Here is a 22,789-nt window from a genome sequence, read left to right on the forward strand (position 1 = left end):
TCGTCCATGAGCATCGTCGAAAACCGCAAGGCACGCCACGATTACTTCATCGAGGAGACGTTCGAGGCCGGCATCGAGCTACAGGGCTGGGAAGTCAAGGCGATCCGCGCTGGCCGCGTAAACCTCAAAGAGGCCTACGTGATCGTCAAAGACGGCGAGATCTTCCTGCTCGGCATGCACGTCACACCGCTGGCGAGTGCCTCGACCCACGTCCACCCCGACCCCACGCGCACCCGCAAACTGCTGCTGCACCGGCGCGAGATCGATCGCCTCGTCGGCCAGGTAGAACGCGCAGGCTATACGCTCGTACCCCTCGATCTGCACTTCTCCCGCGGCCGCATCAAAACGACGATCGGTCTGGCCAAGGGCAAGAAACTGCACGACAAACGGGAGGCCGAGAAAGAACGTGACTGGCAGCGCGAGAAGGCACGCCTGATGCGCGAGAAGCGTTGAGGATCACGGACGCCACGAAAACCGCTACGCGCGTTTGCCGAGCAAGGCGCCCGAGGCACGGAACGCAAGACAAATCACAAAGATGGCCGAGCAGCCGAACCCGCATAACGACGCGATCGGACCGCACGACGTACGATTCACCGGCGCCGATACGAATGCCCCTTCGGGCTTGCCGTATAATCGCCGCCATAAGATAACCATGACGGAGCACACCCAATGGGCTTTCTCACCGGCAAAAAGATCCTCATCACGGGGATGATGAGCAACCGTTCGATCGCCTATGGCATCGCCAAAGCGATGCACCGCGAAGGTGCCATCCTTGCCTTCACCTACCAGAACGAACGCTTCGAGGAACGTATCCGCAAGATGGCGTCTGAATTCGGCTCGGAGCTGGTCTTCCCGCTCGACGTCACCGACGATGCGCAAATCGAAGGGCTGTTTACGGCGATCAGTCAATACTGGGACGGCCTCGACGGCCTGGTGCACTCCATCGCCTACGCCCCCACCGAAGCGCTCGATGGCGATTTCCTCGATGGGTTCACCCGTGAAGCCTTTCGCATCTCTCAGGAAGTGAGCGCAGCGAGCTTTCCCTTGCTCGCCAAAGCCGCCAGGCCGATGATGCGGGGACGAAACGGGTCGCTCCTCACCCTCACCTACCTTGGCGCCGTGCGCACCATGCCCAACTACAACATCATGGGTCTGGCGAAGGCGAGCCTGGAAGCGGCCGTGCGCTACATGGCCGCCTGCCTCGGGCCCGAAGGCACGCGCGTCAATGCCGTCTCGGCCGGCCCCATCAAAACGGTGGCCGCCTCCGGCATCGGCAGTTTCGGCAAACTGCTGCGCTTCAACGAGCACAATGCCCCGCTGCGGCGCAACGTCACCATCGAAGAGGTGGGCAATGCCGCCGCCTTCCTCTGCTCGGATCTGGCAAGCGGCATCACCGGCGAAATTCTCTACGTCGACGGGGGGTTCAACACCACTGCGCTCGGCAACCCCGAACAGGAGTAAACCGGCAATGAGCTTCTGCTGCGCCGGGCCTTACCAGCGCAGGGTCATTGTGCCGTCGTGAGCGCCTGCAGCGCCTCACGGCGGATCACTACGGGGTGGCGCGCTTCCAGCGTCCTCAGCCAGGCGCGCCACTCGACGTTGCCTACCACCGAGCGGATGCGCTCACCGGCAAAACGCACCATGGGGTCGTCTGCCTGTAATTGCGGACGCCGCGCCCCCTCGATCCGTACGAACCAGTGATCACCGTTCTCGGCTTCCCAAGCAAGGTAACGGGGCCAAGGCGCAACGGCCCTGAAAACCTCATCGACGAGCTCGGGCGGCAACACGCTGGAGGCCCGGGTCACACTACGCGCGGGCTGCCAGGACAGCTCGGGGAGCGCTTCGCCCTGCGTCAGCCGATCCAGCCACAGCGGCGCCAGCTCGCGCAGCCGCTCTCGTCCTTTTTCTCGCGCCAAATCCTGGGTCACTCGCTCGCGCGCCTCGTCGAACGTCATCTGCCTCGGCGGAACGTATTCGGCTACCCGCACTGCGGCGAGCTTGCCCGGCTCGAGTTCGATCGGATCGAGATTTTGTCCTTCCTTCGCTTGCGCTTCCTGAAGGGCTGCGATGAGTTTGTCGCTCTTCACGCCGGCGATTTCGACTTCCTGCAGAGGGACGAGCCCCGTCTCGTGGATCTCCAGACCAAAACGTTCGGCCACCGGATCGAGCCGGTCGATCGCCTCGAACACGGCGTTACCCAGCTCCTCGTGCAGCTCCCCGTAGCGTACCCTCGCCTGGCGAGCGCGCCAGGAATCGGCCAACACCTCTCGCACGTCCGCGAAAGCCCGTAGTTGCTGGGTAGCCGGATCGCGAAACAGCTCTGGCGCCTGCTCATAGAGAGAGCGCAAGTCGGACTCGCTCGGCGTCAGCGACCGTCCGATCTCTGCTTCATCGACGAGCAAGTATTGCAGCCGGACCTTGGCCGGCTCGACGTAGCGCGAGGCATTCGCCTCGTAGTAGGCACGCAAGTCATCCTCCGAGAGGCGAGCGGGATCGGCTTCGTGCAGCGCCGTACGTACCGCCACGCGCACTTCACGCTCTTCGAGCTGCTGTGCCACCAATTGCAGCATTTGTTCGCGCGGGACGATGGCCCCCTGCGCGATCGGCTCCACCAGACGCTGGACCGCGAGATCCTGTGCGAGCATCGCTTCGAACGCCTTGGGAGTCAGTCCCTGAGCTCGTAACACGGTCTCATAGCGCGTGTAGGAAAATTGACCGTCCTGCTGGAACACCTCGAAGGATGCAATCGCGCGCTGCAAGGTCTCGGGCGTCACCACCACCCGCGCCCGGGCAGCCTCGGCCTGAATCAGACGACGTTCGATGAGCTCGCGCAGTATCATCTCGACGAAGGCGGGGTCGCGTGCGATGCGCACGTCGAAGTTCGCGCCGAACTGCTGACGCAATTGCGCCGTACGATCTTCCAGTGCGCGCTGCAATTCGGCCACGGTCACGACCGTATCCCCTACCTTGGCCACCTCCAGACGATTGGGCCCGCCGGAGAAGTAGTGCTCGACTCCAAAGAAAGCAAAAGGCAGAATCAACAACAGCAGGATGCCTTGGGCGATGCGTTTCTTCTTGCGAATGACCTCGAACATGGAACCGCCTTCCTTTACGATGAGCGCAGGACGGCCATGCGCCCCTGCAACGAAAGGGCGATTATCGCATCAAATTTTGGATGAGTGGGGGTGTGGCGGGCTGGGCTATAATGGTTCTTTTTGTTCGAGGCCGGGACGACAATTTGGCAGGCCATCCATGAAACCCAATGTACATAATTTCTTGATCATCGGGCTCACTTCCGAAGGCAAACGGTTCCGCCCCAGCGACTGGGCCGAACGCCTGTGCGGCATCATGTCGCAGTTCGGCGCCGACCACAAGATGCGCTATTCCCCCTACGTCCAACCCGGCCCCGACGAAAACGGCGCCAAGACCGTACGAGTCGACGCCCGTCTCTACGACATCGAACCGCTCGCCTACCACTTCTTGCTCAATTTCGCCAAAGACAACGACCTTCAGCTAAGATTCCTCGAAGAAGAATCCTCGATTTCCAACGGCGGCGAGCGGGAAAATGAAAAAGGCAGCCTTTGAGCTGCCTTTTTCGCACCGATGTGGCGATCCCTGTCGGGCGACTTCTCAGCCGAGCGCCTTGATCCGCGCCATCAACCGACTCTTGTAGCGTGCAGCGGCATTCTTGTGAATGATGCCCTTGCCAGCCATCGAATCGATCACACCCTGAGAGGACTGGAAAGCAACGAGCGCTTGTTGCTTGTCACCAGCGGAAAGCGCCCGCCGAACCGCTTTGATCGCGGTACGCAGACGCGAGCGCAGACTGCGGTTGTGCGCGCGGCGCTTGAGCGCCTGACGGGCGCGCTTGCGAGCTTGAGCCGTGTTGGCCATGTCCTTCAACCCCGAAATACTTGGAAGAAACTATAATTTTAGCCTTTCCGCCATTCCGATGCAACCAACACGATGAATCTGTTGCGCGCGCTGGCCACCGTCAGCGGCTTTACCCTGGCATCCCGCATCCTCGGTTTCGTGCGCGACCTTCTGATCGCCGCCGTCTTCGGTGCCGGCCCTGCCACCGACGCCTTCTTCGTCGCCTTTCGACTGCCGAATCTCTTGCGGCGGCTCTTTGCCGAAGGGGCGTTTTCCCAAGCATTCGTGCCGGTGCTCGGGCACACCCGCGAGCGCCACGGCGCTCGCGCCACGCAAACGCTGATCGATCGCATCTTCACCCTGCTCTTCACCTCCGTGAGCGCCGTAACGCTCTTGGGAATCCTCGCCGCCGCGGTCCTCATCTCCGTTTCCGCTCCCGGATTCCTCGCTCAGCCCGAAACCTTCGCGCTCGCCGTGTCGCTGACGCGAATCACCTTTCCCTACATCTTGTGCATGACCCTGGTGGCGTTTTCTTCGGCCATCCTCAACACGTGGGGCCGGTTCGCGGTACCGGCAGTCACGCCTGTGGCGCTCAACATCTCCTTCATCGCTTTCACGGCGCTCGTGCTCGCTGGCCCGCCCCTCTTCTCCGTGCCGGTGAAGGCGCTCGCGTGGGCCGTGCTCGTCGGGGGACTCGCCCAGGTGTTGATTCACGCCGTTGCCTTACGGCGGATCGGCATCTGGCCTCGTTGGGACTGGGCACCGCGCGACGAAGGCGTGCGCCGCGTGCTACGGCTCATGGCCCCAGCCGTACTCGGGGTTTCGGTCGCCCAGCTCTCGCTGCTCATCAACACCGTATTCGCCTCCTTGCTACCCAGCGGCAGCGTCTCCTGGCTCTACTATGCAGATCGCCTCATGGAGTTTCCCGCCGGGCTCTTGGGAGCGGCGCTCGGCACCATCCTCTTGCCGAGCCTGTCCCGAGCCCACGCGCGCGCCAGCCAAGCAGACTACCGAGCTCTACTCGACTGGGGACTTCGCCTGACGGTGCTCCTCACGCTGCCCGCAGCGGCGGGCATGGCCCTGCTGGCCGAACCCCTCGTGAGCACCCTCTTTCAGCGTGGGGCCTTCGGGGTACCAGACGTAGCAGCCACCAGCCGCGCGCTCCTCGCCTATGCCATCGGGCTTACGCCCTTGATCGCCGTAAAAATCCTCGCCCCGGGATTCTATGCCCAACAAAACGTGCGCACGCCCGTGCAAATCGCCGTGATCTCGCTCGTGGCCACTCAAGCCATGAACGTGGTGTTCGTCTTCGTCCTGCAGCTCGCGCACGCGGGTCTGGCGCTGTCGATCAGTCTCGCGGCCTGGCTCAATGCGGCGCTGCTGCTGCGAGGGTTGTGGCAGCGCAACACCTACCGCCCCCTGCCGGGCTGGGGAAAATTTCTTTTCCGAGTCATGTCGGCTACGATCGTGCTCGGAGCCATCGCCTGGATCGGGGCGCAAATGGCTGGCGACTGGCCCCATCTACCCTCCCTCGAACGCGCCCTATGGCTTTCTGTGCTCCTGGCCGCCTGCGGCCTCGCCTATTTCGGCACGCTCTACGCCTTGGGGATGAGATTGGCCGAGTTCCGCCGCCAAGGCGGTGCGTGACGAGGCACGGTGCGCCTACATCGCGTCGGGATCGAGCCAACCATAGACGTAGCTCACGCTGGTGCGCTCGACCACGCCATTGCGGAAATGCACGTTGAAAAGTGTGAAGAGCACCCCGCGCCACTCGGTCTTGATGTTCCAGTCCCACACTTCCTCGCCCGAAAGCCTGAAGTAACGTTCGCGGCGATGCGTCCCCAGAATACGGGAGACCTCGGCCTTGGTCATACCCGGCTTGACCCGCTCCAGGTTCTCGGGCGCAAGAGCATCGTACTGCTCGACGATACGCCCCTCAGCATCCACCGTGTACATCCAACAGGTCCAACCATAAGGTTGCGTGGCGTATTCCAGGGTGCGCGTGCCGTCGGGATTTTCCCAAACCCGCGTGGGCGAACCGCGTGCGGCAAGGAGCTGCGCCTCCGTCTCGAAGACGGGCGTATGGATGAGCGGTGTGGTGCATGCCCCCAGCAGCACCGCAACGATGACAACGACGGGCAATAACCGGGCGCGCATCCTCGTCTCCTGTCTCCATAGTCTCAAGGAAATTATAGGGCACCGCGAATAACCTGCTGCGCGGCTGCATGGCGGCGTTGCGCGGTGCTCGGATGCTCGCCTATCTGGGTGATATGTCTCGCATCCTGCGCTCCGGGCGCCTTGCCCTGCAGCCGTTCGCGACGGTTCTTCGAGCTACCCTATAGTCCCGCCATCCGATCAAGGCATGGACCAAGGCGTACAGCGCTTCGGCAGGCTCTCCCAGACAGGCAAATGCACGTCCGGCAATCCACCACGGCAAGGGGTAGACAAGGTTCCTTCGATGAGGGGCAAGAGCCAGCGCGAAAAAGCCTCGTTTACGCCACAGCCGGCGGTATCGATCCATTGGGGCGGAAAACCTCGCTCGCGGTTGGCCGGCGTATCGATCGGCACCGTCACGCACCGATGACGGCAAGGGGCTTCGTCGAGGCGCTCCACCGCCACCATCACCGCCGAACTGCCCCCGAGCGCCGTTTCCACGGCGAATTCACCCAGGCGAGCGGCCACCTCGTAATCGACTGGGCTTGCCCAATGCGCCGCGGCCCGCTGCAGATAATCCGGCACGGCAACGTGATACTTCACTCCGAATTCCTGCGCAAGCCACTGCGCGAGCGCCATTCCCGCCCCGCCGAGTTGCACGTAGCGCCCATCCTCCACCCCGCGCATCGACAGCAGTCGCCCCGTTTCGTCCTTGACCCCTTCGGCGACGACGAGGGAGCAAAAACCGAGGCGGGAGAGCGCCTCCTCCACGCGAGGGAAAACCGCTTCAGGACGAAAAGGCGTCTCCGGCAGCAACACCAGGTGCGGCCCTTCGTCGGGCGCGAACCGCTGCACGAGCGAGGTGCTGGCGGCGAGCCAACCGACGTTGCGCCCCATCGTCTCCATGACGAAGAGCCGGGGCTTGCGCACGTAAAGAGAGGCCAGGTCGAGGCTCGCTTCGAGATAGCTCGTGGCGAGATACTTCGCCGCCGAAGGATAACCGGGAGAAAAATCGGTGCCGAGAAGGTCGTTGTCGATGGTCTTGGGCACCCCCACCACGGTGAGGGGATACCCAGGCGTTGCGCACTCAAGTGCAGCTGGCGCACCGTATCCATCGACCCGTTGCCGCCGTTGTAGAGCAACCAGCGCACCTCATGCGCCTCGAGCACGGCAAAGAGCCGCTCGTGGAGCGCCGGTGCTTCATCGAGCGGCGGCAAGTCGAAGCGGCAGGAACCGAAAGTCCCGCCCGGCGTGCGCGAAATGCGCGCGAGCACGGAAGAATCGAGCGTACCGGGCGCGACGAGCTCCTCTTCGAGCACACCGAGGATGCCGTGCCGGGCGGCGAGAAACGACACCCCCGCCGCGGCGCAGGCGCGCATCACGCCCACGGCGCTCGCGTTGATCACCGCCGTCATTCCGCCCGATTGGGCGTAGAGGAGCGCGCTCATGGTGTGGGCAGCCCGAGCGCACGTAGCCGCGGCAGCGCGAGCAGGATCGCCGAGAGCGTCTTGCCGTCGATGATCTCACCGGCGAAGATCGCTTGCCACAGGCGCGGCAGCGGCCAGTGCAGCACCTCGAGGAATTCGCCATGATCGAGACGACGGCGACCGGCACGCAGCCCGCGGGCGAGAAAGACGTGAATCACCTCGTCGGAATAGCCGACACAGGGATGGAAGCGCCCGATCGATTCCCAGTGCTCGGCCGTATAACCAGTCTCCTCTTCCAGCTCGCGCCACGCACAATCGAGCGCGGGTTCGCCTGCATCGAGCTTGCCTGCCGGCAGCTCGACGATGCTGCATCCCAGGGGATAGCGGAACTGGCGCTCCAGCACCACTTCGCCTGCGTCGGTGAGTGCGATCATCGCCGCGGCGCCAGGATGGCGCAGATATTCGCGCGTCGTCTCGTGCCCATCGGGGAGACGCACGCGATCGCGCAGCACGCGCAGAAAACTTCCTTCCCATACCGTGTCCGAGGCCAGCGTCCGCTCGCGCAGGAGGTCGTCGGCCGAGGACACGGGCACGCCTCGCTCAGAAGGACGTGAGCACGGCGTAGCCACACACCGCCATCAACCCCTGCGGCATGAGTCCCGCCACCGCCAGCGTCAGGGCATTGGCCGAGAGCAGCACGCGCGTCTCGCTGGAGGCGATGAGCGCCGTGCGATCCATCGGCTCATCGAAGTACATCACTTTGACCACCCGTAGATAGTAGTATGCACCGATCACCGACATGATCACGGCGAGCACGGCGAGCCAGGTATGCCCCGCGCTGACTACCGCTTCGAGCACGGCGAACTTGGCGAAAAAGCCGAGGAAAAAGGGGATGCCGGCCATGGAGAACATGACGAGCATCATCATCGCCGCGAACCAGGGACTACGGCGGTTGAGTCCCTTGAAGTCGTCGATGTGCTCGGCCTCGAACCCGGTACGCGCGAGCAACAACACCATGCCGAAGCTCGCCAGGCTCATGAGTGCGTAGGACACGGCGTAGAAGAGCGCCGAGCTATAGGCATTGAAGACCTGTTGATGACCGCCATCGGTGACGCCGGCGAGCAAGCCAAGCAGCACGAACCCCATGTGGGAGATGCCCGAGTAGGCAAGCATGCGCTTGATGTTGCTCTGGGCGATCGCCGCGAGGTTGCCGAGCACGATAGAGGCCACCGCGAGCAGCATCAACATGGGTTGCCAGGTCTCGGCCAGGCCGGAAAAACCACCAACGAGCAATCGCACCGCCAAGGCAAAGGCTGCCAGCTTGGGCGCCGACGAGATGAGCAGCGTCACCGGCGTCGGAGCACCGTGATAGACGTCGGCCACCCACATGTGGAAGGGCACCACGCCGAACTTGAAGGCGATGCCGGCCACGAGGAAGGCGAGACCGAACTTGAACACCAGCTCATCGCCTGCCCCTAGGGACACCGCCTGGCCCACCACGCCCAGATCGAGCGAGCCAGTGGCGCCATAGATCATCGACATACCGTAGAGGAGCAGTCCCGAGGAGATCGCCCCCAGAACGAAATACTTGATCGCCGCCTCGGAACGCAAACCATTGTCCCGGTCGAAAGCAACCAGGGCGTAGAGCGCCAGCGTCATCATCTCCAGGCCGAGATAGAGGACGAGCAGGTTGTTGGCCGACACCAGGATCATCGCTCCCAGCATCGACAGCAGCATCAACACGTAATACTCCGCTTTCTCCAGCCGCCGTTCGATGAGGTAGAGCCGTCCGTAGAGAAGCGAGGCGAACACCGACAGGTAGATGAAGAGCTTGAGCACTTGGCCGAGCCAGTCCGAGACGTACATCGTGCCGAAGGTGTAGCGCACCGTCGGGTCGTCGACCGAAAAGACCGTGATGAAGGCAGCGCCGATGACGGTGAGCTGCGCCAGCGCATAGCCGAGCTCCCGGCTGATGCGGCGCAGGAAAGTCCCCGTCACCATGACGACGAGCGCCATCACCGCCACGAAGATCTCGGCAGCTGCCAAGGAGAAGTCCGGTCGTTCGAATTCCATGTTCTATCCCGTCCCAGCGTAGAGGGCTTGACTCAGTGCAGTTTGCCGGCGGCCACGTGCCGCAGCAGTTCATCGACGGAGGCGTGCATCACGTCCAGGAGCGGCGCCGGATACACCCCCAGCAGCAACACGAAGAACGCGAGCACCGCCAGCATCCAAAATTCGCGCGCCCCGATGTCGTCGAGCGCCGCGACGCGGTCATTGGCCACCGGACCGAAGACGACGCGCTTGTACATCCACAGCGAGTAGGCCGCGCCGAGGATGAGCGTGGTGGCGGCCACGAAGCCGATCCAGAAGTTGGTCTTCACCGCAGCGAGCGCCACCATGAATTCCCCGACGAAACCGCTGGTCGCCGGCAGACCCGAGTTGGCCATGGCGAAGAGCAGGAAGAAGGCCGCGAACTTGGGCATGACGTTCACCACCCCGCCGTAGTCGGCGATGCGCCGAGAGTGCATCCGATCGTAGAGGACGCCGATGCACAGGAACATCGCCCCCGACACGAACCCATGCGAGATCATCTGCACGATGGCCCCTTCCACCCCAAGCCGGTTGAACAGGAAAAAGCCCAAGGTGACGAATCCCATGTGCGCGATGGAGGAGTAGGCCACGAGTTTCTTCATGTCCTCCTGCACTAGGGCGACGAAGCCGATATAGACCACGGCGATCAGGGACAGGGTCACCATCAGCCACTGGAAACTCATGGAGGCATCCGGCGCGATCGGCAGGGAAAAGCGCAGGAAACCATAAGCCCCGAGTTTCAACGCGATCGCCGCCAGCACCACCGAGCCACCGGTGGGCGCTTCGACGTGCGCATCCGGCAACCAGGTGTGCACCGGCCACATCGGCACCTTGACGGCAAAGGCCACGAGGAACGCCAGGAAGAGCAGCTGCTGCGTGCGCAGATCGAGCGGCAGCCGGTGCCAGTCGAGGATCTCGAAGCTGCCGTTGGAGGCGTAGAAGAGATAGAGCAACGCCACCAGCATCAGAAGCGAGCCGGCGAGCGTATAAAGGAAGAACTTGATCGCCGCGTAGACCCGGTTCGGTCCGCCCCAGATGCCGATGATGAGATACAGCGGAATGAGGGAAGCCTCGAAGAAGACGTAGAAGAGCACGGCATCCATCGCCGAGAAGATGCCGTTGATGATGCCGGACATGATGAGGAAGGCGGCCATGTACTGCGCCACCCGCTCCTGGATCACCTGCCAGCCGGCGATCACGACGATGAGCGTGATGAAGGAATTGAGCAGCACGAAAGGCATCGAGATGCCATCCACGCCGAGGTGATAGCGCACTGAATAGCGGGGAATCCAGTCGCGGATCTCGACGAACTGCAGCGCCGAGGTGCCCGCATCGAACTGGAACCACAAGGGAAGCGTCACCGCGAAGCCGAGCGCCGCCGCGAAGAGACTCGTCACCCGCGCCAAAGGCGCGTTGCGGTCGTTCCCTCCCACCGCCAGCACCAGCAGCCCCCCGAGGATCGGAATCCAGATCGCCAAACTCAATAAAGGAATTCCCGCCATATCGCTCTTCCGTGTGCGCGTCGTCTTGGTATCGTAAAAATCGGGACCTGATCCCGCCTCAATGTCCACCGTAGATGAACCAGAGCAACACCACCATGCCGACGATCATCGCGAAGGCGTAGTGGTAGAGCCGCCCGGACTGCAAGGTGCGCGCCGCAGCAGCGATCTCACCCACCATGGAGGCCGAGCCATTGACCACGGCTCCGTCGATGATGGTGCGATCGCCGATCTGCCAGAGGAAACGCCCGAGCAACCGCGCCCCGCCGGCGAAGACCACCTCGTTGAATCGGTCGAAATAGTACTTGTTCTCCAGCAGCACGTAGATCGGGCGGAACGTGCGCGCGAAGAATTCCGGCACCTGCGGACGTACCAGGTAGCAGAACCAGGCGAACACGACTCCGGCGAGCGCGAGCCAGAACGGTGCCGTGGTGAAACCGTGCAAAGCCATCGCCAGAGGCCCGTGGAATTCCTCGGCGAGTTTCTCCATGGCCGGGTGTTTCTCGGCGAGCACCTGAATCGCGTCACCGAACCAACCACCGTAGAGCATGGGCTCGATCGTGAAATAGCCGATCACCACCGAGGGAATGGCCAAGAGCACCAGCGGCACCGTCACCACGGCAGGGGATTCATGCGGTTTCTCGCCCGGCGCCAGCCCATGATGCTCGTCGTGACCATGCGCCTCGTGCCCATGGTGCGCCTTCCCGAAACGCTCCTTGCCGTGGAAGACGAGGAAATACATGCGGAAGGTGTAGAACGCCGTGACGAAGACGCCGGCGAGCACGCAGAAATAGGCGTACCCCGCGCCGAAGACGTTCGCCTCGGCCACCGCCTCGATGATGGTGTCTTTGGAGTAGAACCCGGAGAAGAAGGGCGTGCCGATGAGCGCGAGCGAGCCGATGAGCGCCGTGATCCAGGTGATGGGCATGTACTTGCGCAAGCCCCCCATGTTCCGCATGTCCTGGTCATGGTGCATGCCGATGATGACCGAACCGGCGGCGAGGAAGAGCAGCGCCTTGAAGAAGGCGTGCGTCATGAGATGGAACACCGCCGCCGAATAGGCCGATGCCCCCAGCGCCACCGTCATGTAACCGAGCTGCGACAGGGTCGAATAGGCCACCACGCGCTTGATGTCGTTCTGCACGATCCCGAGAAAACCCATGAAGAGCGCGGTCGTGGCACCGATGATCAGCACGAAGGAGAGCGCCGTGTCGGAGAGCTCGAAGAGCGGCGACATACGCGCCACCATGAAGATACCGGCCGTGACCATAGTCGCGGCGTGGATGAGCGCCGAGATCGGCGTCGGACCTTCCATCGAATCCGGCAGCCAAACGTGCAAGGGAACCTGGGCCGATTTGCCCATGGCGCCGACGAAGAGCGCGATACAGATGGCGGTCACGAGCGGCCAACCGGTGACCGTCTCGGTGAGCCCCGCCAGATGCTCGGCCTTGGCAAATACTTCGACATAATCGAGAGAACCCGCATAGGCCGCCACCAGACCGATACCCAAGAGGAAGCCGAAGTCACCGACGCGATTGACCAAAAAGGCCTTGAGATTGGCGTAGATGGCACTGGGACGCGTGTACCAGAAACCGATCAGCAAGTACGACACCAAGCCCACCGCTTCCCAGCCGAAGAAGAGCTGCAGGAAGTTGTTGGCCATCACCAACATCAGCATGGAGAAGGTAAAGAGCGAGATGTAGCTGAAAAAGCGCGTATAGCCCGGATCATCGGCCATGTAGCCGATGGTGTAGATATGCACCATCAGCGACACGAAAGTGACCACGAGCATCATCATCACCGTGAGCGGGTCGATGAGGAATCCCACCTGGAAGGAGAGCCCATCGCTCGTACCCCAGACATAGAGCGGCCCGTTGAACGTGTTACCCGCCTGCACGTCGAAATAGATCGCGATCGAGGCGAGGAAGGACACGAGCACACCGAGGATGGTGACCGTATGCGCCCCACGGCGCCCCACCCAGCGACCGAAGAGCCCCGCCACGATGGAACCCACCAGCGGCGCGAACGGGACCAGGAGATAGAGCGTTTTCATTTCGTTCATCGCGCTCATCACAATCAACCCTTCAGTTGGTCGAGGTCATCGACGTGGATGGAGCGGCGGTTGCGGAACAGCACCACCAGGATCGCCAGCCCGATCGCGGCCTCGGCCGCCGCCACCGTCAGGATGAAGAAGACGAAGATCTGTCCATGGATGTCTCCCAGGTAGCGGGAAAAAGCCACGAAATTCGTATTCACCGCGAGCAGCATCAACTCGATGGCCATCAACAACACGATCAGGTTCTTGCGGTTGAGGAAAATTCCGACCACGCTGATCGCGAACAGGATGGCGCCGAACACCAGATAATGGGACAAAGTCAGCATGATGTCTCCCCGCTCACTCTTTTTCTGCGGGCATGGAGATCACCCGCAACCGATCGGCTGCTTTCACCTTCACCTGTTCGGCCGGATCGAGATAACGCACGTCCTTGCGCTTGCGCAGCGTCAGGCTCACCGCAGCCACCATCGCCACGAGCAGGATCATCGCCGCCAGCTCGAAGGGATAGGAATAGAGGGTGTAGAGCACTCGACCGATCGATTCGGTATTGCTCGCATCGGTTGGCAAGGCGGGTGGAGAGGAAGCCTGGCGGAAGACATCTCCCGTGAGCACGAGCAGCATCTCGACTACCAGCACCGCCGCCACCAACAAACCCAGCGGCAGATTGGACCAGAATCCCTCGCGCAAACGATCGACGTTGATGTCGAGCATCATCACGACGAAGAGGAAGAGCACCATCACGGCGCCCACATAGACGAGCACCAAGGTGATGGCCAGGAATTCTGCCTCAAGCAAGAGCCAGATCGCCGCGGAAGAGAAGAAAACGAGCACCAGGCACAGGGCGGCATGCACCGGATTACGCACCAGAATCACCCCTAGGGCTGCGGCTACCGCGATCGCGCCAAAGAGATAAAAAACGACGGTTTGGAATTCCATGGCCTGTCCTTTTCCCGGCTCAACGATACTTCGCGTCGGCCGCACGATCGGCAGCGATCTGCGCTTCGTACTTGTCGCCCACTGCCAGTAGCATCTGCTTGGTGTAATAGAGATCGCCGCGCTGCTCCCCGTGGTACTCGAACACCCGCGTCTCGACGATGGCATCCACGGGGCAGGCCTCCTCACAAAAGCCGCAGAAGATGCACTTGGTCAGGTCGATGTCGTAGCGCGTGGTACGGCGCGAGCCATCGGCACGCGGCTCGGCCTCGATGGTGATGGCCATGGCCGGGCAGATCGCCTCGCACAGCTTACAGGCGATGCAGCGCTCTTCGCCGTTGGGATAGCGACGCAGCGCGTGCAACCCGCGAAAACGAGGACTCTGCGGCGTGCGCTCTTCGGGATATTGCACCGTGATCTTGCGGGCGAAAAAGTGCCGCCCGGTCACGGCGAGCCCTTTGAAGAGCTCTTTGAGGAACAAGGTTCCGATCAGGTTGTGCGCGCCCATCGTATTCTCCTCAGCGCCAGATCGACAGTGGCGAGAGCAGCCACACCGTCACCACGAACAGCCAGATCAAGGTGATCGGGACGAAGACCTTCCACCCCAGACGCATGATATGGTCATAACGGAACCGCGGGAAGGTGGCGCGGAACCACAGAAAGAGGAAGAGGAACACCGCCGCCTTGATGAGCAGCCAATGCAGGCCGTCGGGCAGGAAACCCACCGGAGAGAGCCAACCCCCGAAGAAGAAGATCGAGGTGAGGAAAGAAACCAGGATCATGTTGGCGTATTCGGCGAGGAAGAAGAGCGCGAACGCCATCCCCGAATACTCCACCATGTGCCCGGCCACGATCTCGGATTCACCCTCGACCACGTCGAAGGGTGCACGGTTGGTCTCGGCCACCCCCGAGATGAAATACACCACGGCCAGCGGCAAGAGCGGCAGCCAGTTCCAGGACAGGAACCCCAAGCCCATCTCGGCAAACCGACCCTGAGCCTGTGAATGCACGATATCGATGAAATTGAGGCTACCGGCCACGAGCAGCACCGAGATCAGGCCGAACCCCATCGCCACTTCGTAGGAAACCATCTGGGCCGAGGCACGCATCGCTCCGAGAAACGGATATTTGGAGTTCGAGGCCCAGCCCGCGATGATCACCCCGTAGACTTCCAACGACGTAACGGCCAAGACGAAGAGGACACCCGCGTTGAGGTTGGCGATCCACGTGTTCTCGCCGAAAGGAATCGCCACCCAGGCGAGCAGGGCCGGTGTGAGCGCCATGATCGGACCGATCACGTACAGCCCTTTGTTCGCCTGGGTCGGGAAAATCACTTCCTTGAAAAGGAGTTTCAAGGCGTCGGCGATCGGTTGCAACCACCCCTTGGGGCCGACACGGTTCGGACCGATGCGCACCTGCATGTAGCCGATGACTTTGCGCTCGGCAAAGGTCAGGTACGCCACCGCCAGCATCAAGGGGATGAGAAGGGCGATGATCTTCAATAGCACCCAAACCGCCGGCCAAGTCGGGCCGAACCACGTCGCGAGAGTTTGCCACGTCGCTTCCATCATGCACGCTCCACAGTCAGCACCGCCCATGGATGCCCTGCCCGGGCAAACGTCTCGTCACAGGCAAGCAACACGGCGCCCGGCGGCACCCCGGCATCGAGTGCCGCCTCGGCCACACACCCCATTCCCACACCGATCCGATCCCCTTCGGCCACGTTCAGCGCCCGAGCCGTATCCGGATGCAGACGCGCCATGCGCAGACGGCGCGCTTCCGCCGTCTGCTGCAACGGCGGGGAACGGCGCACGATCGGATCGCGCGCGTAAGGATGCACGAGCGGGATACGCTCTACACCTTCGCCGGAAGGCCACGTCGCCGCACTGAAACCGGAGACCCCCGTGCGCGCGAGACGCGTCTGCCAGCCCGAGGGAAGGGCCTCGGCCTTCACTTCCTCCGAGCTCTGCTGGGCGAACCCTTGGAGCTCGAGCATCGCACCGAGCGCGCGCAGCACTTTCCACGCCGGGCGGGTCTCCCCTTTGGGGCGCACCACGGCGGTGAAGGACTGCGCCATCCCTGCGAGATTGACGAAGGTGCCGGACGTCTCGGTGAAGGGCGCCACCGGCAGCAACACGTCGGCACGGGCACGTAACGCCTCTCCGGCATAGGACGTGAGGGCCACCACGGTGCGGGCACGCTCGAAAGCCGCCTGGGCTGCCATCTCGTCGGCAAAGTCTTCCGGCTCCAGGTGCAGCAACAGGTAGGCCGAGCGCGGCTGCGCGAGCGAAGCGAGTGCCGTCTCGGCGCCGATCGCCCCCACGAGCTGCGCCCCGACGGCATTCGCCCCGGCCGGCAACCAGCCAAGCGTCGCGCCGGAAATCTGGGCCAATTCCGTGGCAAGGGACTCGATCGCTGCCGCATCCGGATGCGCCAGGGCGAGCGCCCCGAGCCAGATCGCTCGCCGCTCACCCGAGAGCAGCTGCTCAGCGATCGCCCGCTCTGTTTCATCGGGCGTCGCGGCTTGCTTGGCTACGCTCGGCACCGCCACGCCTTTCGCTTCGGCCGCGGCACGCACCACGGCAGCAAGACGGGCGACGAATTGGCTGGGTTTGGTCACGAGCCGCGGCGCGACCGGCAGGCGCCAGTCGTCGGCGACGAAATCGAGCGCAGCCACCTTGAGCCCGCGTTTGGCCGCCTGGCGCACGCGGTGCGCGAGGAGCGGCAGTTCCTGGCGCAAGGCGGAACCGATCACGAAGAGGCGATCGAGCGCCGCGACGTCGGCATACTCCATGCCGAGCCAGGCGACAGCGCCGCGGGCGGCATCGGCTCTGGCATCCAGCCGATCGGGACGCGCATCGACCAGCCCCACCCCCAGAGCCTCACCCAGGCGCTTGAGCAGATGGAGCTCCTCGACGGTGGCCATGGGGTGCGCAAGGAAGGCCACCTGCCGTGCCCCCTCCTCGTCGATGACGCTCTTGAGGCGATTGACCGCCACTTCGAGCGCCGTCGCCCAATCGACTTCCACCCATTGGCCGTCGCGTTTGACGAGCGGGGTCGTGAGCCGGTCGGCCGCTTCGAGGCCGGGATAGGCGAAACGGTCGCGGTCGGAGAGCCAGCATTCGTTGATCGCTTCGGTATCGAGCGGCAACACCCGCTTGACCACGTCGTGGCGCGACTGCACGATCAGGTTGGAACCGAAACCGTCGTGCGGGCTCACCGAGCGGCGACGGGTGAGTTCCCAGGTACGCGCCCGGTAGAGGAAGGGCTTGGACGTGAGCGCCCCGACCGGGCAGAGGTCGATGATGTTGCCCGAGAGTTCGGAGTCGATCGTGCGCCCGAGGAAGGGCATGATCTCGGCCCGCTCGCCGCGGAACGCCTGCCCCATTTCCTGGTAGCCACCGATCTCGTCGAGGAAACGTACGCAGCGGGTACAGTTGATGCAGCGCGTCATGAACGTCTGCACCAGGGGCCCGAGGTCTTTTTCGTGCACCACGCGCTTTTCTTCGTCGTAGCGCGAGGCGCTCTGACCATAGCCGACGGCCAGATCCTGCAGCTGACACTCCCCCCCCTGGTCGCAGATCGGGCAGTCGAGAGGGTGGTTGATGAGGAGAAACTCCATCACCCCTTTCTGCGCCTTCACCGCCGCCGGCGAGTGCGTATACACCTTCATGCCGTTGGTGGCAGGCGTGGCGCAAGCCGGCAGCGGCTTGGGCGCCTTTTCCACTTGAACCAGGCACATGCGGCAGTTGGCGGCGATCGACAGTTTCTTGTGATAGCAGAAGTGCGGGATGTAGATCCCCAGCTTCTTTGCCGCATCCATCACGGTGCTGCCGTCGTCGACCTGGACCGGCTTCCCGTCGATTTCGAGTTCTAGCATGACGGCCCCACGTAGATTTCACTTCCCGCCCGCTGCACTTCGGGCGGCACCAGACACTGCTTGTGCTCGATGTGATGCTCGAATTCGCTGCGGAAGTGCTTGATGAAGCTCTGCACCGGCATCGAAGCGGCATCCCCCAGGGCGCAGATGGTACGCCCCATGATGTTGCCGGTGACCGACTCGAGCAGCGCGAGATCTTCGGGCCGCCCCTGCCCGTGCTCGATGCGATGCACGACGCGGTAGAGCCAACCGGTGCCCTCACGGCAAGGGGTGCATTGCCCGCAGGATTCTTCGAAATAGAAGTAGGAGAGGCGCTCCAGAGCCCTGACCATGCAGGTGGTCTCGTCCATCACGATCACCGCGCCCGAACCGAGCATGGAACCGGCCTTGGAAATGGAATCGTAATCCATCGTGCACTGCATCATGATTTCGGCAGGCAACACCGGGGCCGAAGACCCCCCTGGAATCACCGCCTTGAGCTTGCGGCCACCGCGCACGCCGCCGGCCATCTCCAGCAGCTCGGCGAACGGCGTACCCAGAGGCACCTCGTAGTTACCGGGACGATTGACGTGGCCGGACACCGAGAAGATCTTCGTGCCGCCGTTGTTGGGCTTGCCCAGCTTGAGAAAAGCCTCGCCGCCCATCTGCAGGATGAAGGGGACGGAGGCGAAGGTCTCGGTGTTGTTGATCGTGGTGGGCTTGCCGTAGAGGCCGAAGCTCGCCGGAAAAGGCGGCTTGAAGCGCGGCTGCCCTTTCTTGCCTTCGATCGATTCGAGCAGCGCCGTCTCCTCGCCGCAGATATAGGCGCCGTAGCCGTGATGGGCGTAGAGATCGAAGGAGAAATCGCTGCCGAGGATGTTCTCGCCGAGGTAGCCGGCGGCGCGGGCTTCTTCGAGCGCTTCTTCGAAGCGCAAATAGACTTCGAAGATTTCGCCGTGGATGTAGTTGTACCCGCGTCGGCACCCCATGGCGTAACCCGCGATGATCATGCCCTCAATGACGGCGTGCGGGTTGTAGCGCAGGATGTCGCGATCTTTGAAAGTACCCGGCTCGCCCTCGTCGGAGTTACAGACGACGTACTTCTCGCCGGGGAACTGCCGTGGCATGAAGCTCCATTTCAGCCCGGTGGGAAAGCCGGCGCCGCCACGACCGCGCAAACCGGAAGCCTTGACTTCCTGGATCACCTGCTCCGGCGGCACTTTGTCCGTGAGGAGACGGCGCAGGGCCGAATAGCCGCCGCGCGCTTCGTAGTCTTTGAGCCGCCAGGTGCGGTCGCCGTCGAGTCCCTTGAGGATCAGTCCTTGCGCGCTCATTTGGCCCTCAGCTGCTCGATGAGCTGGTCGATTTTTTCCTTCGTCATCCAGCTGCACATGTGGTGGTTGTTGACGAGCATCACGGGTGCGTCACCGCAGGCCCCCATGCACTCCCCTTCCTTGAGCGTGAAGAGGCCATCGGGCGTGGTCTCGCCGAAATCGATGCCGAGTTTTTCCTTGAGATATTCGGCGGCATGGACCCCGCCCGAGAGCGCGCACGGCAGGTTGGTGCACACGGTGATCTTGTGCTTGCCCACCGGCTCGAGATCGTACATGTTGTAGAAGCTGGCCACTTCATAGGCGGCCACCGGCGGGATCTCGAGATAGCCGGCGACGAATTCGATCGTCTCCGGGGCGAGCCACCCCTTCTCCTCCTGCGCGATGCGCAGCGCCGCCATCACCGCCGAGCGTTTCTGGCCTTCGGGGTATTTGGCGATTTCACGATCGATTTTTGCGAGCGAGTCTTGACTCAGCATGGTCGTGCGTTCTCCCCGTCTCAGCGGTCGATCTCGCCGAAGACGATGTCCATGGTCCCGATGATCGCCACCACGTCGGCGACGAGATGCCCCCGCGCCATGCGATCCATCGCCGAGAGATGCGCGAAGCCCGGCGCGCGCAGCTTGACACGGTAAGGTTTGTTGGCGCCGTCGGAGACGGCATAGACGCCGAATTCGCCTTTGGGATGCTCGACCGCCGCATAGACTTCACCCGGCGGTACGTGAATCCCCTCGGTCATCAGCTTGAAGTGATGGATGAGCTCCTCCATCCCTTCTTTCATCCTGGCTCGTGGTGGCGGCGCGACCTTGTGGTTGTCGGTGATCACCGGACCGGGGTTCTTGCGCAGCCAGTCGATGCACTGCTTGATGATTCGGTTCGACTGGCGCATCTCTTCCATGCGCACCAAGTAGCGATCGTAGCAGTCGCCATTGGTGCCCACGGGGATGTCGAATTCGAGCTGGTCGTAGACCTCGTAGGGCTGCTTCTTGCGCAGATCCCAAGCCACACCGGAGCCACGCAACATAGGGCCGGTGAAGCCCCAGGCGAGCGCCTGCTCGGGCGAGACCACGCCGATCCCAACGGTGCGCTGCTTCCAGATGCGGTTGTCGGTGAGCAGCTCATGGTAATCGTCGAGGTATTTGGGAAAACGCTCGGTGAAATCTTCCAGGAAATCGAGCAGCGACCCTTCGCGGTTGCGGTTGAGCTCGCGTACGCGCTTCTCGTCCTTGACTTTGCTCACCTGATACTTCGGCATCTGATCGGGCAGGTCGCGATAGACGCCGCCCGGTCGGTAATAGGCAGCATGCATGCGCGCACCGGAGACCGCTTCGTACGCATCCATGAGATCTTCACGCTCGCGGAAGGTATAGAGCACCATGGTCATGGCGCCGATGTCGAGCGCGTGCGTGCCAATGTTGAGCAGGTGATTGAGGATGCGCGTGATCTCGTCGAACATCACCCGGATGTACTGGGCGCGGATTGGCACCTCGATACCCAGCAGCCGCTCGATGGCCATGCAGTATGCATGCTCATTGCACATCATCGAGACGTAGTCGAGCCGATCCATGTAGGGGACCGATTGCACCCAAGTGCGTGTCTCGGCGAGCTTTTCCGTACCACGGTGCAGCAGCCCGATGTGCGGATCGGCACGAGCGACGACTTCCCCGTCGAGCTCGAGGATGAGCCGCAGCACGCCATGCGCGGAAGGGTGCTGCGGACCGAAGTTGATGGTGTAGTTGCGAATCTCAGCCATGGTCGACGTCCCCGTAATGGGCTTCACGCACGATGCGCGGCGCATTGACGCGCGGCTCGATCGTGACGGGTTGGTAGATCACGCGGCGTAGATGGGGATCGTAGCGCATTTCGACGTGGCCGCTCACCGGGAAGTCTTTACGCAGCGGATGACCCACGAAGCCATAATCCGTGAGGATGCGCCGCAGATCGGGATGTCCATCGAAGAGAATGCCGAAGAGGTCGAAGGCCTCGCGCTCATACCAGTCGACACTGGGCCAGACCTCGATCACGGACGGAATCAGAGGAAACTCGTCGTCTTCGGCGAAGACCTTGACGCGCAGACGCACGTTGTGCTGCAAGGAGAGCAAATGAACGGCCACGGCGTAGCGATGACCATGCCACGGGCGATTACCATAGGTGGAATAATCCAGCCCCGAGAGGTCGATGAGCTGCTCGAAAGCCAGCTCGGGATGATCCCGCAGCAACTGGGCCACGAGGGGATAGTCGGCAACGCTCACGCGCAAGGTCACCTCGCCGCGGTCGAGGAGCACCTCGAGCGCTTTGTCGCCGAGCACCTCCTGTAGCGTTTGCGCCAAACGTTCGATGCGACTCATGCTGGGTCTCCGGGGCTCAACGCGCGATGGTCGATGTGCGCTTGATCTTGTTCTGCAGCTGGATGATGCCGTAGAGCAGGGCCTCGGCGGTGGGCGGACAACCCGGCACGTAGATATCGACGGGAACGATGCGGTCACAGCCGCGCACCACCGAGTACGAATAATGGTAGTAGCCCCCGCCGTTGGCGCAGGAACCCATGGAGATCACCCAGCGCGGCTCGGGCATTTGATCGTACACCTTACGCAGTGCCGGGGCCATCTTGTTGCACAGCGTGCCGGCGACGATCATCACGTCGGACTGGCGCGGGCTGGGACGGAAGACGACGCCGAAGCGGTCGAGATCGTAGCGCGAGCAGCCGGCGTGGATCATCTCGACGGCGCAGCAGGCCAGACCAAACGTCATGGGCCACAGCGAACCGGTGCGGGTCCAGTTGAGGACCGTGTCGAGCGAAGTGGTGAGAAACCCCTCGCGCATGACGCCTTCGATGCTCATCGTTTCACTCCCAGTCGAGTGCGCCGTTCTTCCACTCGACGATGTAGCCGATCACCAGCACCGCAAGGAAAACCATGACGGTGCCAAACACATAGAACGCGTGTGCCCCCTCGGCGATCATGTCTTTGAAGACCACCGCCCAAGGGAAGAGGAAAGCGATTTCCAGGTCGAACAGGATGAAGAGGATCGCGATGAGGTAATAGCGCACGTCGAAGCGGATGCGCGCATCCTCGAACGGCTCGAAACCGCACTCGTAAGGCGAAAGTTTTTCCGGATCAGGACGACTCGGTCCGAGCAAACGCCCGAGAAGGAGAGGCGCCATGCTAAAGAGCAGCGCAACGACGAGAAACACGAATACCGGGAAATAATTCTCGACCATGATCACCTCTCGGCTGCCCAATCCGCCCGGAACACTGGTCCATCATAGCGCAAAAAATCTCGCGATTCAGGACTCGGACGAACAAGAACCTGGTGCCGTCGTAGTTATTTATTTATCATAGATTCGACGAAAAAAAAGCAGCGATTTTTCAGCTGCTTTCTGGTGCCGACGGTGAGACTCGAACTCACACGGCTTGCGCCACCACCCCCTCAAGATGGCGTGTCTACCAATTCCACCACGTCGGCTTGCGTAATTCGTAAATTATAACGCAAAGAGACGATTTTTTGCAAGCGGCTCTTCTTTATTGTGTAGCGAACAAATAAACTGTCCGGACTTGTAGCACGAG

Annotated in this window: 23 protein-coding genes, 1 tRNA gene and 1 pseudogene; 4 read left to right on the plus strand and 21 right to left on the minus strand. The window is 62.5% G+C overall.

The genetic code is table 11. From position 1 onward, the window contains the following. The first annotated feature begins 6 nt into the window (after positions 1–6). Positions 7–453, plus strand: coding sequence for an SsrA-binding protein SmpB (gene smpB / locus GV368_RS07525; RefSeq protein WP_142805051.1), 447 nt, complete (start codon positions 7–9; stop codon positions 451–453). Positions 454–669: 216 nt separating this feature from the next. Beyond that, positions 670–1,461, plus strand: coding sequence for an enoyl-ACP reductase FabI (locus tag GV368_RS07530; RefSeq protein ID WP_142805050.1), 792 nt, complete (start codon positions 670–672; stop codon positions 1,459–1,461). 44 nt (positions 1,462–1,505) lie between these two features. On the opposite strand, the gene GV368_RS07535 is transcribed toward GV368_RS07530, so the two are convergent. Next, positions 1,506–3,095 (minus strand): peptidylprolyl isomerase, encoded by a 1,590-nt coding sequence (locus GV368_RS07535; RefSeq protein WP_169116080.1) that lies wholly within the window; start codon positions 3,093–3,095, stop codon positions 1,506–1,508. A gap of 157 nt (positions 3,096–3,252) precedes the next feature. Between GV368_RS07535 and GV368_RS07540 the strand changes: the two genes are divergently transcribed. After that, on the plus strand, positions 3,253–3,585 hold the full coding sequence (locus GV368_RS07540) for a DUF3579 domain-containing protein (RefSeq protein ID WP_142805048.1): 333 nt from the start codon (positions 3,253–3,255) through the stop codon (positions 3,583–3,585). Positions 3,586–3,630: 45 nt separating this feature from the next. On the opposite strand, the gene rpsT is transcribed toward GV368_RS07540, so the two are convergent. Further along, positions 3,631–3,894, minus strand: coding sequence for a 30S ribosomal protein S20 (gene rpsT / locus GV368_RS07545; protein ID WP_142805047.1), 264 nt, complete (start codon positions 3,892–3,894; stop codon positions 3,631–3,633). Between the two features lie 72 nt (positions 3,895–3,966). Here rpsT and murJ point away from each other — a divergent pair, with 72 nt between their 5' ends. Further along, on the plus strand, positions 3,967–5,520 hold the full coding sequence (gene murJ, locus GV368_RS07550) for a murein biosynthesis integral membrane protein MurJ (protein ID WP_142805046.1): 1,554 nt from the start codon (positions 3,967–3,969) through the stop codon (positions 5,518–5,520). A gap of 15 nt (positions 5,521–5,535) precedes the next feature. On the opposite strand, the gene GV368_RS07555 is transcribed toward murJ, so the two are convergent. The 19 genes and pseudogenes from GV368_RS07555 to GV368_RS07640 form a co-directional block, all read right to left on the minus strand. Continuing rightward, on the minus strand, positions 5,536–6,030 hold the full coding sequence (locus tag GV368_RS07555; protein WP_142805045.1) for an outer membrane protein assembly factor BamE: 495 nt from the start codon (positions 6,028–6,030) through the stop codon (positions 5,536–5,538). Positions 6,031–6,228: 198 nt separating this feature from the next. Then, the gene (locus GV368_RS07560) at positions 6,229–7,077 is read right to left on the minus strand and encodes a diphosphate--fructose-6-phosphate 1-phosphotransferase (RefSeq protein ID WP_206673341.1); all 849 of its coding nucleotides are present in this window, start codon (positions 7,075–7,077) and stop codon (positions 6,229–6,231) included. 80 nt (positions 7,078–7,157) lie between these two features. Continuing rightward, positions 7,158–7,475, minus strand: a pseudogene (locus tag GV368_RS11785) (6-phosphofructokinase); the annotation flags it as partial. Beyond that, positions 7,472–8,041, minus strand: coding sequence for an NUDIX domain-containing protein (locus GV368_RS07565; protein ID WP_169116081.1), 570 nt, complete (start codon positions 8,039–8,041; stop codon positions 7,472–7,474). The gene GV368_RS07565 and the pseudogene GV368_RS11785, both read right to left, overlap by 4 nt. A 13-nt stretch (positions 8,042–8,054) precedes the next feature. After that, positions 8,055–9,527 (minus strand): NADH-quinone oxidoreductase subunit NuoN, encoded by a 1,473-nt coding sequence (nuoN, locus tag GV368_RS07570; protein WP_169116082.1) that lies wholly within the window; start codon positions 9,525–9,527, stop codon positions 8,055–8,057. Between the two features lie 32 nt (positions 9,528–9,559). After that, entirely contained in the window at positions 9,560–11,047 is a 1,488-nt protein-coding gene (locus GV368_RS07575) for an NADH-quinone oxidoreductase subunit M (RefSeq protein WP_142805042.1), read from the minus strand. Positions 11,048–11,105: 58 nt separating this feature from the next. Next, complete coding sequence (gene nuoL, locus GV368_RS07580; RefSeq protein WP_142805041.1) at positions 11,106–13,106, minus strand: NADH-quinone oxidoreductase subunit L; 2,001 nt, start codon at positions 13,104–13,106, stop codon at positions 11,106–11,108. Positions 13,107–13,120: 14 nt separating this feature from the next. Beyond that, complete coding sequence (gene nuoK, locus GV368_RS07585; RefSeq protein ID WP_142805040.1) at positions 13,121–13,426, minus strand: NADH-quinone oxidoreductase subunit NuoK; 306 nt, start codon at positions 13,424–13,426, stop codon at positions 13,121–13,123. Between the two features lie 13 nt (positions 13,427–13,439). Further along, positions 13,440–14,036 carry an NADH-quinone oxidoreductase subunit J gene (locus GV368_RS07590; protein ID WP_142805039.1) on the minus strand — a complete coding sequence of 199 codons (597 nt, stop codon included), beginning with the start codon at positions 14,034–14,036 and terminating at the stop codon, positions 13,440–13,442. A gap of 19 nt (positions 14,037–14,055) precedes the next feature. Then, a complete protein-coding gene (gene nuoI, locus GV368_RS07595) occupies positions 14,056–14,541 on the minus strand; it encodes an NADH-quinone oxidoreductase subunit NuoI (protein WP_028874905.1) in 486 nt (161 codons plus the stop codon). Positions 14,542–14,551: 10 nt separating this feature from the next. Further along, entirely contained in the window at positions 14,552–15,601 is a 1,050-nt protein-coding gene (nuoH, locus tag GV368_RS07600) for an NADH-quinone oxidoreductase subunit NuoH (protein ID WP_142811300.1), read from the minus strand. Further along, entirely contained in the window at positions 15,601–17,913 is a 2,313-nt protein-coding gene (gene nuoG / locus GV368_RS07605) for an NADH-quinone oxidoreductase subunit NuoG (RefSeq protein WP_169116083.1), read from the minus strand. The genes nuoH and nuoG overlap by 1 nt, the downstream gene beginning before the upstream one ends. Next, complete coding sequence (nuoF, locus tag GV368_RS07610; protein ID WP_178086752.1) at positions 17,907–19,226, minus strand: NADH-quinone oxidoreductase subunit NuoF; 1,320 nt, start codon at positions 19,224–19,226, stop codon at positions 17,907–17,909. Before nuoF ends, nuoG begins: the two co-directional genes overlap by 7 nt. Then, a complete protein-coding gene (gene nuoE, locus GV368_RS07615; RefSeq protein ID WP_142811215.1) occupies positions 19,223–19,702 on the minus strand; it encodes an NADH-quinone oxidoreductase subunit NuoE in 480 nt (159 codons plus the stop codon). The genes nuoF and nuoE overlap by 4 nt, the downstream gene beginning before the upstream one ends. Before the next feature lie 20 nt (positions 19,703–19,722). Next, complete coding sequence (locus tag GV368_RS07620; protein WP_142811214.1) at positions 19,723–20,976, minus strand: NADH-quinone oxidoreductase subunit D; 1,254 nt, start codon at positions 20,974–20,976, stop codon at positions 19,723–19,725. After that, positions 20,969–21,571, minus strand: coding sequence for an NADH-quinone oxidoreductase subunit C (locus tag GV368_RS07625; RefSeq protein WP_169116084.1), 603 nt, complete (start codon positions 21,569–21,571; stop codon positions 20,969–20,971). Before GV368_RS07625 ends, GV368_RS07620 begins: the two co-directional genes overlap by 8 nt. 16 nt (positions 21,572–21,587) lie before the next feature. Continuing rightward, positions 21,588–22,064, minus strand: coding sequence for a NuoB/complex I 20 kDa subunit family protein (locus GV368_RS07630; protein WP_142805034.1), 477 nt, complete (start codon positions 22,062–22,064; stop codon positions 21,588–21,590). 4 nt (positions 22,065–22,068) lie between these two features. Further along, positions 22,069–22,443, minus strand: a complete 375-nt coding sequence (locus GV368_RS07635; protein WP_142805033.1) for an NADH-quinone oxidoreductase subunit A — start codon at positions 22,441–22,443, stop codon at positions 22,069–22,071. Between the two features lie 160 nt (positions 22,444–22,603). Next, positions 22,604–22,688: transfer RNA gene (locus GV368_RS07640), tRNA-Leu, on the minus strand. Positions 22,689–22,789 lie beyond the last annotated feature (101 nt).

Source organism: Tepidiphilus baoligensis (assembly GCF_012911495.1).
In the GTDB taxonomy this organism is placed as follows: Bacteria; Pseudomonadota; Gammaproteobacteria; order Burkholderiales; family Rhodocyclaceae; genus Tepidiphilus; species Tepidiphilus olei.

Bases quoted from the DNA above. Each gene is read 5' to 3' on its own strand.
- GV368_RS07535 (WP_169116080.1), bottom strand. From the start codon at position 3,095: ATGTTCGAGGTCATTCGCAAGAAGAAACGCATCGCCCAAGGCATCCTG.
- GV368_RS07590 (WP_142805039.1), bottom strand. From the start codon at position 14,036: ATGGAATTCCAAACCGTCGTTTTTTATCTCTTTGGCGCGATCGCGGTA.
- nuoL (WP_142805041.1), bottom strand. From the start codon at position 13,106: ATGAACGAAATGAAAACGCTCTATCTCCTGGTCCCGTTCGCGCCGCTG.
- GV368_RS07575 (WP_142805042.1), bottom strand. From the start codon at position 11,047: ATGGCGGGAATTCCTTTATTGAGTTTGGCGATCTGGATTCCGATCCTC.
- nuoE (WP_142811215.1), bottom strand. From the start codon at position 19,702: ATGCTGAGTCAAGACTCGCTCGCAAAAATCGATCGTGAAATCGCCAAA.
- nuoK (WP_142805040.1), bottom strand. From the start codon at position 13,426: ATGCTGACTTTGTCCCATTATCTGGTGTTCGGCGCCATCCTGTTCGCG.
- nuoN (WP_169116082.1), bottom strand. From the start codon at position 9,527: ATGGAATTCGAACGACCGGACTTCTCCTTGGCAGCTGCCGAGATCTTC.
- GV368_RS07540 (WP_142805048.1), top strand. From the start codon at position 3,253: ATGAAACCCAATGTACATAATTTCTTGATCATCGGGCTCACTTCCGAA.
- rpsT (WP_142805047.1), bottom strand. From the start codon at position 3,894: ATGGCCAACACGGCTCAAGCTCGCAAGCGCGCCCGTCAGGCGCTCAAG.
- GV368_RS07625 (WP_169116084.1), bottom strand. From the start codon at position 21,571: ATGAGTCGCATCGAACGTTTGGCGCAAACGCTACAGGAGGTGCTCGGC.
- GV368_RS07555 (WP_142805045.1), bottom strand. From the start codon at position 6,030: ATGCGCGCCCGGTTATTGCCCGTCGTTGTCATCGTTGCGGTGCTGCTG.
- GV368_RS07630 (WP_142805034.1), bottom strand. From the start codon at position 22,064: ATGAGCATCGAAGGCGTCATGCGCGAGGGGTTTCTCACCACTTCGCTC.
- GV368_RS07620 (WP_142811214.1), bottom strand. From the start codon at position 20,976: ATGGCTGAGATTCGCAACTACACCATCAACTTCGGTCCGCAGCACCCT.
- smpB (WP_142805051.1), top strand. From the start codon at position 7: ATGAGCATCGTCGAAAACCGCAAGGCACGCCACGATTACTTCATCGAG.
- nuoG (WP_169116083.1), bottom strand. From the start codon at position 17,913: ATGCTAGAACTCGAAATCGACGGGAAGCCGGTCCAGGTCGACGACGGC.
- GV368_RS07530 (WP_142805050.1), top strand. From the start codon at position 670: ATGGGCTTTCTCACCGGCAAAAAGATCCTCATCACGGGGATGATGAGC.
- nuoF (WP_178086752.1), bottom strand. From the start codon at position 19,226: ATGAGCGCGCAAGGACTGATCCTCAAGGGACTCGACGGCGACCGCACC.
- GV368_RS07635 (WP_142805033.1), bottom strand. From the start codon at position 22,443: ATGGTCGAGAATTATTTCCCGGTATTCGTGTTTCTCGTCGTTGCGCTG.
- murJ (WP_142805046.1), top strand. From the start codon at position 3,967: ATGAATCTGTTGCGCGCGCTGGCCACCGTCAGCGGCTTTACCCTGGCA.
- nuoH (WP_142811300.1), bottom strand. From the start codon at position 15,601: ATGGAAGCGACGTGGCAAACTCTCGCGACGTGGTTCGGCCCGACTTGG.
- nuoI (WP_028874905.1), bottom strand. From the start codon at position 14,541: ATGGGCGCGCACAACCTGATCGGAACCTTGTTCCTCAAAGAGCTCTTC.